At 78.7% G+C, this 207-nt stretch carries 1 pseudogene; it reads right to left on the bottom strand.

From position 1 onward, the window contains the following. Positions 1-7 precede the first annotated feature (7 nt). Positions 8-207 (bottom strand): annotated as a pseudogene (locus G3I53_RS26750) (hypothetical protein); the annotation flags it as partial.

Below are 207 nucleotides of genomic sequence, written 5' to 3' on the forward strand. Positions count from 1 at the left end.
GGCGCACTCATCCGGCGGCGGCGCCCGGCCCGATCGTCACCACGCGCGCCCAGGCGGGCGGGGTGTCGGGCACGTACTCGGGGTCGTCCTCGTCCAGGGGTCCGCCCTGCCGGGGGAAGAGGCCCACCACCGTCCGGCACTGCGGCCGGCGGTGCGGCCAGGGCGTCTGGCCGTCGGTCAGGACGACGATCACGTCGGGCCGGGGGC

Origin of the sequence: Streptomyces sp. SID14436, from assembly GCF_010548465.1 — a bacterium.
GTDB lineage: Bacteria > Actinomycetota > Actinomycetes > Streptomycetales > Streptomycetaceae > Streptomyces.